Origin of the sequence: Mesorhizobium sp. B3-1-6, assembly GCF_006439555.1 — a bacterium.
Taxonomy (GTDB): Bacteria; Pseudomonadota; Alphaproteobacteria; order Rhizobiales; family Rhizobiaceae; genus Mesorhizobium.
On the sequence record NZ_VFTM01000022.1, the window covers coordinates 104,785 to 112,763 of the forward strand.

A 7,979-nucleotide genomic window follows, 5' to 3' on the forward strand; every position below is an offset into this window, starting at 1 on the left:
TCTGACAATAGATAAAAAACAGGGACTGCACGTAACGATCATCAGGCAATATCAGCAACCTCGGGAGGAACCGACATGAAGAAACTGCTCGTATTGAGTGCATTCGCGGCGATGCTCGCCTCGGGCACCGCGCTTGCCGACACCAGCGGCAAGAAGATCGCCTTCTCCAACAACTATGCCGGCAATTCGTGGCGCCAGGCGATGCTCGACAGCTACGGCATCGTCACCAAGAAGGCGGTCGACGACAAGATCGTCGCTGCGGCGGACGTCTTCACCACCGCCGACAAGGAAGTGCCGACCCAAGCCGCGCAGGTGCAGAACCTGATCCTGCAGGGTTATGACGCCATCGTCATCAACGCCGCCTCGCCGGATGCGCTCAACGGCGCCATCAAGCAGGCCTGCGATGCCGGCATCACCGTCGTCTCCTTCGACGGGACTGTCACCGAACCCTGCGCCTACCGCGTCGTCGTCGACTTCAAGGACATGGGCAAGCAGGAAGTCGAGCAAATGGCCAAGTTCCAGCCCAAGGGCGGCAATCTGCTGGAAATCCGCGGTCTCGCCGGCACCTCGATCGACGATGCCATCCATGCCGGCATCCTCGAGGGCGTCGCCGCCCATCCGGAGTTCAAGATCGTCGGTTCGGTGACCGGCGACTGGGACCAGACCACGGCGCAGAAGGCGGTGGCGACCATCCTGCCGTCGCTGCCCGATGTCGTCGGCATCGTCGACCAGGGCGGTGACGGCTATGGCGCCGCGCAGGCCTTCGCCGCGGCCGGCAAGCCGCGCCCGACCATCATCATGGGCAACCGCCAGGACGAGCTGAAGTGGTGGAAGGAGCAGAAGGAAAAGGACGGCTACCAGACCTGGTCGGCCTCGATCGCGCCCGGCGTGTCGACGTTGGCCTTCTGGGTGGCGCAGCAGGTGCTCGACGGCCGCAAGGACATCCCGCACGATCTTCTGGTGCCTTATCTGGCCTTCACCCAGGACGATTTCGAGGCCGCGCTGCCGAACATCAAGGAAGGCGGCGTCGCCACCCACGAATACACGCAGGAAGACGCCATCGCGGCCATCAAGGCCAACATCAAGCAATAGTGGTGGGCAGGTTGCCGCCCGCATCGCCAACCGGATAAAAGTTGAGGATGCTCCAGGCTATTGCAGATATCGTCAGACTGGACGGCGCCGAAAAGCATTTCGGCGCCGTCCGGGCGCTTAACGGCGTCGACTTCCATGTCGGCGCCGGCGAATGCGTCGGGCTGGTGGGGCATAACGGCGCCGGCAAGTCGACGCTCATGCATATGGTGGCCGGCACGCTGCGGCCGGATGGCGGGCAGATCGCCGTACGCGGCAATCAGGAGGCGAGCTATTCGGTGGCGCGAGCGCTCGAGCTCGGCATACGCTGCGTGTTTCAGGAACTGTCGCTCTGTCCCAATCTCAGCATTGCCGAGAACACCCGCATCAACCATCCCTCGCTCGCCGGTTTGGGCTGGCGGCGCAAGGCCGCCGGTCTCATCCGCGCCAAGCTCGACGAGATCTTTCCCGACCATGGCATTTCGGCGGATGACATTGCCGGCGACCTTTCGATCGGCAGGCGGCAGATGGTCGAGGTGGCGCGCGCCTTCACGCTGACCCGCGAGCCGCTGCACCTTGTCATCCTCGACGAGCCGACCTCCTCACTCGATGCGCATACGGCGGGGCAATTGCTTTCATTCGTGCGCCGCTTCGTCGAAAAGGGCGGCAGCTGCATCCTGATCTCGCACGTGCTGGGCGAGGTGTTGCAGAACGCCGACCGCATCGTGGTGATGCGCGACGGCAAGGTGGTCGCGGCGGATGCCGCCAATGCCTTCGATCGCGATAAGCTGGTCGCCGCCATGGGTGGCGCCGAAGGGCATCACAAAGCCGCCGCCGAGGCCCGCAAGAGCGAGCCTGGCGCGCTCAGGGTTCGCGCGCGCCCGGCCAGGCAGCAGGACGGCAAGGAGCTGGTCGCCCGCGCCGGCGAGATCATCGGGCTTGCCGGCCTTGCCGGGCACGGCCAGACGGATCTGCTCCTGGCCATATTCTCGGCCGCCTCCCGCGCCAGGGCCGGCATCGAGGTGACGGCGCCGGTGGCGCTGGTCGCCGGCGACCGCCAGTCGGACGGCATCTTTTCGCAATGGTCGATCGCGCAGAATATCGGCATCCGCTCGCTGGCTCGGCTGCGCAACGGCCTGCTGATCTCGCCACAGCGCGAGGCCGACCTCGCCGAGTTCTGGAAGAAGAAGATCGGCATCCGCACGCCGGACATGAACAACAACATCTTCTCGCTGTCGGGCGGCAACCAGCAGAAGGCGCTGTTTGCCCGCGCGCTCGGCTCCGACGCCGAGATCGTGCTGATGGACGACCCGATGCGCGGCGTCGATATCGGCACCAAGCTCGAAGTCTACGATCTCGTGCGCGAGGAGGCCGCCAAGGGCCGCACTTTCCTCTGGTACACCACCGAGACCGAAGAGCTCGACAATTGCGATCATGTCTATGTCTTCAAGAACGGCCGCATCGTCGCCAATCTTGGGCGTGACGAGTTGACGGAGGAAAAGATCATCCAGTCCTCGTTCGGCGATGCGGCCTGAGATGACCGCGATCGCTCCCGGCACGCTCCCGAAATCCTCGCCGCGCGGCAGCGCTGCCCGGGCGCGCCTGCTGCGCGGCCTCTTGCCGGCCTTGTCACTGGCGCTGGTGCTGATCGCGATCGCCTGGCTCAATCCGCGCGCCATCAGCTATTTCGGCTTCAACCTGATGCTCAACCTGGCGATCCCGATCGCGCTGGCGACGATCGCGCAGATGTTCGTCATCGCCGGCAACGAGCTCGATCTGTCCATAGGGACGTTCGTCGGCTTCGTCGGCTGCGTGACTGCAACTTGGCTTAGGGATGCGCCGCTCATCGGCATCGTGGTTCTGCTGGGATCGATCGGCGTCTATGCCTTGCTCGGCGCGCTGATCCATCTGCGCAATTTGCCGTCGATCGTTGTCACGCTCGGCATGAGTTTCGTCTGGCAGGGGCTTGCCATCCTGGTCCTGCCCAAGCCGGGCGGCAAGGCGCCGGACTGGCTGCTTTCGATCATGTCCTTCAAGCCGCCCTACATCCCGTTTCCGATCCTTGCCGCGCTGCTGATCGCCGCGGTCGTGCATTTCGGCCTGATGCGCACGTCCTATGGCGTGATCCTGCGCGGTTCCGGCGGCAACGCCGCGGCGCTGAGGCGCGCCGGCTGGTCGTTGCTCAAGACCAAGGTCGTGCTGTTCGCGCTGACAGGCCTGTTCGGCGTGCTTTCCGGCATGGCGCTGATCGGCATCACCACCTCGGCCGACGCCAATATCGGCAACGGCTACACACTGCTGTCGATTGCCGGCGTCATCCTCGGCGGCGGCGAGTTCGTCGGCGGGCGCGTGTCGCCGATCGGCGCGGTGCTCGGGGCGCTGACGCTGGCGCTGGCCGCATCACCGCTCTTGACCTTCATGCACATCCCGCCCGACTGGCAGGTGGCCGCCAATGGCGCGATCCTGATCATCGTGCTTGCCGCGCGGGTGCTGATCAGCCGCAGGGAGAGGTAAGCGATGGCCTCGCTGCGTATGGTGCTCGAAAAGCCCTGGATCTGGTCCTTTGTCGGCGCGCTGGTCGTCTGGCTGGCAACCATCGTCTTCACCGGCGGCTATGGCGCCGGCGGCATGGTCACGGCGGCGCTCTCGCTTGCCGTCTTCACCGTCATCGTCGGCGTCGGCCAGATGTTCGTCATCACGCTGGGACCCGGCAATGTCGACCTGTCGCTGCCGGCCAATATCGGGCTGGCCAGCGCGGTCGCGATGAAGGTGATGGGCGGCAGCGATGCCATGATCGTCGTTGGTCTGCTCGCGGCACTTGCTTGCGGCGCCGCGATCGGCGCCATCAACTACCTGCTGATCTGGGCGCTGAGGATACCGCCGATCATCGCCACGCTGTCGGCGAGCTTCATCATCCAGTCCGTCGACATCAGCTATGGCCGCGGGTTGCAGATCAAGCCGCCGCCGGGCTTCGCCGACTTCACCAACTGGCAGGTGCTGGGCATTCCGGTGCTGGCGATGCTGACGGTGGTCTTCACCATCGGCGCCGCACTTGCGCTGCAGCGCATGATCTACGGCCGCTCCGTGCTGGCGATCGGCCAGAACATCCGCGCCGCCTGGCTCGCCGGCGTCCATGTCGGCCGCATCCGCTTCCTCACCTACACGCTGTGCGGCGCGCTGGGCGGCATCGACGGGGCGCTGCTCGCCGGTTATTTCCGCGGCGCCAATGTCGACATCGGCAACGAATACCTGCTGGCCTCGATCGCGGTCGTGGTCATCGGCGGCACCTCGGTCGCCGGCGGCAAGGCCAACGTGCCGGGCGTCTGGGGCGCCGGCCTGTTCCTGGTACTCTTGCTCACCATGCTCAATACCTTCGGCGTCAGCGCCGGCGTGCGGCTGGTCCTGACCGGACTGATCATCGTCGGCGTCATCACGGCGGCCGGCGGCGAGAAGGCGGTGCGCTAGAGCGTTTCACCGTTTCACGGAAACGGCGAACCGCTCTATCTCTTTGTTTTGACGCAATTCCGGACGGAAGGCTACGGCGAAACCGCCGAACCTAACCGCTCACTTTTCCTGGGATCGCCCTAATTCCCCGACACAGGGATTTTGAAAGGTTGCCGTTTGTCTTGGCGCAAGATTTCCGTTCATGTCCGTGAAATCAGCGCAAACGCCGGGGATTGGTTGAAGCCGCCGCAACCTCGTCATTCTATGGCGGAGCAAGGAGCGAAGCGACGCGGCGCAGACCATAGAATCCATTCCGTGACGTCAAGGCGTCGCCACGGTGCAGAATTTTGCTCCGCTGTACTCCCTGGTGAAGGTAACGGCATGGATTCTAGGGTCTTCGCGACGGAGCTTCGCTCCTGCTCCGCCCTAGAATGACGATCGCGATGGGCGTTTCGGCCAATCTCCAACGCATGCCACCTGCCAACGCAAACAGAGCCGACCGGTCAAAATCCCTGTGCAGTGCCACTGAGCAAACGGTCTTCCGTACGGGATTGCGTTGAAGCCCTACTTTGCCGCCTTTGCCCGCTCGATCGCGTCGACGATCATCTTCTTGGCATATTTGGAGTCGTGCCAGCCCTCGATCTTGACCCACTTGCCGGGCTCGAGATCCTTGTAATGCTCGAAGAAGTGCTGCACCTGCTGGCGCGTGATTTCCGGCAGATGCGTGTATTCGGTTACGTTCTCGTAGCGCAGCGTCAGCTTGGGCGAGGGAACGGCGATCACCTTCTCGTCCTGGCCGGCATTGTCTTCCATGATCAAGACGCCGATCGGCCGAACATTGATGACGCAGCCTGGCACCAGCGCGCGCGTGTTGCAGACCAGAACGTCGATCGGGTCGCCGTCGCCCGACAGCGTGTGCGGCACGAAGCCGTAATTACCGGGATAGCGCATCGAGGTGTGCAGGAAGCGGTCGACGAACAGCGTGCCGGCCTCCTTGTCCATCTCGTATTTGATCGGCTCGCCGCCGATCGGCACCTCGATGATGACGTTGACGTCGTCAGGTGGGTTCTTTCCGGTCGCAATCGCTTCGATACGCATGATCTATCCCTCTCTCGATTCCAAGACCGATAGCGGGCGAAACGTCATGGTGCAATGCGGTGAATAGCACTGAACGCTAATGAAAGCGCACAGTTTGTGATGGCCTGTAACTTAGGCGACGTTAGTCATTCCAGACGAAGGCGACCTTCTTCAGCGCCTTCTGCTCGAAGACCTCGACGCCTTCGGCGATATCACGGCCGCCATTGCCGGCATAGAAGGCCAAGGCGTTGTGGTTGTCTTCCAGCGCCCAGACCACCAGGCCACGCAGGCCATGGTCGGCGAGCCGGGCCTTGGCCGCCTTGAACAGGCGGCTGCCGAGCCCGATGCCCTGGTATTCGGGACGCAGGTAAAGCTCGTAGATCTCGCCCTGCTGGCGGAGCTCGCGGGCGCGGTTCTTGCCGATCGTGGCGTAGCCGGCGACCGTCCCGCCGATCTCGACCACCAGCACGGTGGCGGCGCGGCGAATCGCGTTGGCCCACCAGTCGACGCCGCGGCGGTTGATCATCGAGGTCAGCGTGCGGTGCGGGATGATGCCGGAATAGGCGCCGCGCCAGGCCTGCTGGTGCACCTCGGCGATGGCGCTCGCGTCGCGCGGCTCTGCCTTCCGAATGTCGATCGTCAGCGTGTTCATGATTGGTTAACCATAAACCCGCATCGGCTGATTGCAAAGAGTCCGCCAAACCCCTTCGACGCTTTCGCACAGGCGAAAGGCGCGTGGGCGGACAAGGCGCCTAGAGCCGGATGATTTCAGGTCGAATCGACCTGAAATCTGAATCCGTCTCTAAATCCGAGAGATAGAGCATGATGTCGCCCGAAAACCGCTTCACACTTTTCGGCATCATGCTCTGATCAGATTTCGACAAGATGATCGTCGAGTTCGTTGGCGTCGCCTTCCGTCACCGGGAAATGCTCGACGAGCACCGCGCCGACCGTGCCGATGGCCTTGACGAAGCCGTCGGGCAGCCGGTCGTCCCCGGCATGCTTCGTCAGGTCGCGCACGACGCCGTCCCAGACATGCTGGCCGACCTTGGCATCGATGCCGGAGTCGGCGACGACCTCGGCATAGCGCTCAGCGATGGAGACGAAGACGAGCACGCCCGTGCGGGCCTGCGTACGGTGGACGTTGCGGGCCAGGAACTGCTTCATCGCATTGGCGTGCGCCGCCTGATAGCGCAGCCTTCTCGGCACGAAATGAATGCGCAAGGCGGGCAGAAACCAGAGCAAGGCGAGAACCGAGGCCTGCGCCAGCACTTGTGCCAGGACGAAATGCGGCAGCCGGATGGTCAGCCACCAGGCCTCCAGCCCGTAGGCGACGGCAAGGCTGGCGATGAACAGGCCGATCGCCGTCGTGAACGCAGCCGGAAAGAAGTAGCCGTCGCTGGCTCGAGCGACGACGCAGTAGATCTCGCCGTCGGTCTTCAACTCGGCCGTCCGGATCGCCTCGGCGATGCGGTCATGGTCCTCGGCGCTGATCGATCGCGTTGCCATGATGCCTCACCAGCTTCCCGAGGAGCCGCCGCCACCGGACGAGCCGCCACCGCCGGAAAATCCGCCGCCGCCACCCGAGGACCAGCCGCCGCCGCCCGACGACCAGCCACCGCCACTCGACGAGGAGGATCGCCGGCCAGGCTCGAAAGTCATGCCGAGCCAGCGGTAGCGGCCGGGTCCGATCTTCTGGCCGAAGATCGGCGGCAGCACCGTCATCGCGATGCCGCCGAAGAAGATCAGCGCCCAGATGGTGATGAAGATGGCGAAGAACAGGTCATCGGAGTTGAACGGCGCCTGCTCGTTGCGCTTGCCGCGCGCTTCGAGCTCCTCCGGATTGCCCTCCAGCACCATGATCATGTCGTCGACAGCCTTGGTGATGCCGCCGGAGAAATCGCCGGCGCGGAAGGCCGGCACCATGTCGTTCTCGATGATCAGCTTGGTGTGCAGGTCGGTGAGCGTGCCTTCGAGACCATAGCCGACCTCGATGCGCATCTTGCGGTCGTTGGGCGCCACCAGGAGCAGAACGCCGTTGTTTTCCTTGGCCTGGCCGAGCTTCCAGAAGCGGAACAGCCGGTTGGCGTAAGGCTCGATCTCCTCGCCGCCGAGGCTGGGTATGGTGGCGACGACGATCTGGTCCGAGCCTTTTGTCTCGAAGTCGGCAAGTTTCTGGGTCAGCGCCGCGCGTGTGCCGGCATCGATGATGCCGGCATTGTCGACGACGCGGCCGGTCAGCGCGGGGAGGTCGGCGGCGAGGGCGGCGAGGGGGAGGAGGAAGAGAGCGAGCAAAACACCGGCGAAGGCGCTCCGGCACACCCCCCTCTGGCCTGCCGGCCATCTCCCCCGCAAGGGGGGAGATTGGATGTCGATGCGGTCTTAGCCCA

8 protein-coding genes are annotated in these 7,979 nt (G+C 64.2%); 4 read left to right on the forward strand and 4 right to left on the reverse strand.

What is annotated here, in order from left to right; translation table 11 throughout:
* Positions 1–75: 75 nt before the first annotated feature.
* Genes FJ414_RS20155 through FJ414_RS20170 form a run of 4 tightly spaced genes read left to right on the forward strand, consistent with a single transcriptional unit; the run spans position 76 to position 4,533 of the window.
* A complete protein-coding gene (locus tag FJ414_RS20155) occupies positions 76–1,092 on the forward strand; it encodes an ABC transporter substrate-binding protein (protein ID WP_140646096.1) in 1,017 nt (338 codons plus the stop codon).
* A gap of 47 nt (positions 1,093–1,139) precedes the next feature.
* Entirely contained in the window at positions 1,140–2,603 is a 1,464-nt protein-coding gene (locus FJ414_RS20160) for a sugar ABC transporter ATP-binding protein (RefSeq protein WP_140646097.1), read from the forward strand.
* A 1-nt stretch (position 2,604) separates the two neighbouring features.
* Positions 2,605–3,582 carry an ABC transporter permease gene (locus FJ414_RS20165; RefSeq protein WP_181181663.1) on the forward strand — a complete coding sequence of 326 codons (978 nt, stop codon included), beginning with the start codon at positions 2,605–2,607 and terminating at the stop codon, positions 3,580–3,582.
* A 3-nt stretch (positions 3,583–3,585) separates the two neighbouring features.
* Positions 3,586–4,533, forward strand: coding sequence for an ABC transporter permease (locus FJ414_RS20170; RefSeq protein WP_140646099.1), 948 nt, complete (start codon positions 3,586–3,588; stop codon positions 4,531–4,533).
* A gap of 543 nt (positions 4,534–5,076) precedes the next feature.
* Here FJ414_RS20170 and ppa read toward each other — a convergent pair.
* The 4 genes from ppa to FJ414_RS20190 all read right to left on the reverse strand — a co-directional run bounded on the left by ppa (position 5,077) and on the right by FJ414_RS20190 (position 7,884).
* Positions 5,077–5,610 (reverse strand): inorganic diphosphatase, encoded by a 534-nt coding sequence (ppa, locus tag FJ414_RS20175; RefSeq protein ID WP_140646100.1) that lies wholly within the window; start codon positions 5,608–5,610, stop codon positions 5,077–5,079.
* 121 nt (positions 5,611–5,731) lie between these two features.
* Positions 5,732–6,241 (reverse strand): GNAT family N-acetyltransferase, encoded by a 510-nt coding sequence (locus FJ414_RS20180; RefSeq protein WP_040991512.1) that lies wholly within the window; start codon positions 6,239–6,241, stop codon positions 5,732–5,734.
* A 218-nt stretch (positions 6,242–6,459) separates the two neighbouring features.
* The gene (locus FJ414_RS20185; RefSeq protein WP_140646101.1) at positions 6,460–7,098 is read right to left on the reverse strand and encodes a TPM domain-containing protein; all 639 of its coding nucleotides are present in this window, start codon (positions 7,096–7,098) and stop codon (positions 6,460–6,462) included.
* Between the two features lie 6 nt (positions 7,099–7,104).
* Positions 7,105–7,884 (reverse strand): YgcG family protein, encoded by a 780-nt coding sequence (locus tag FJ414_RS20190; RefSeq protein WP_246672452.1) that lies wholly within the window; start codon positions 7,882–7,884, stop codon positions 7,105–7,107.
* Positions 7,885–7,979 lie beyond the last annotated feature (95 nt).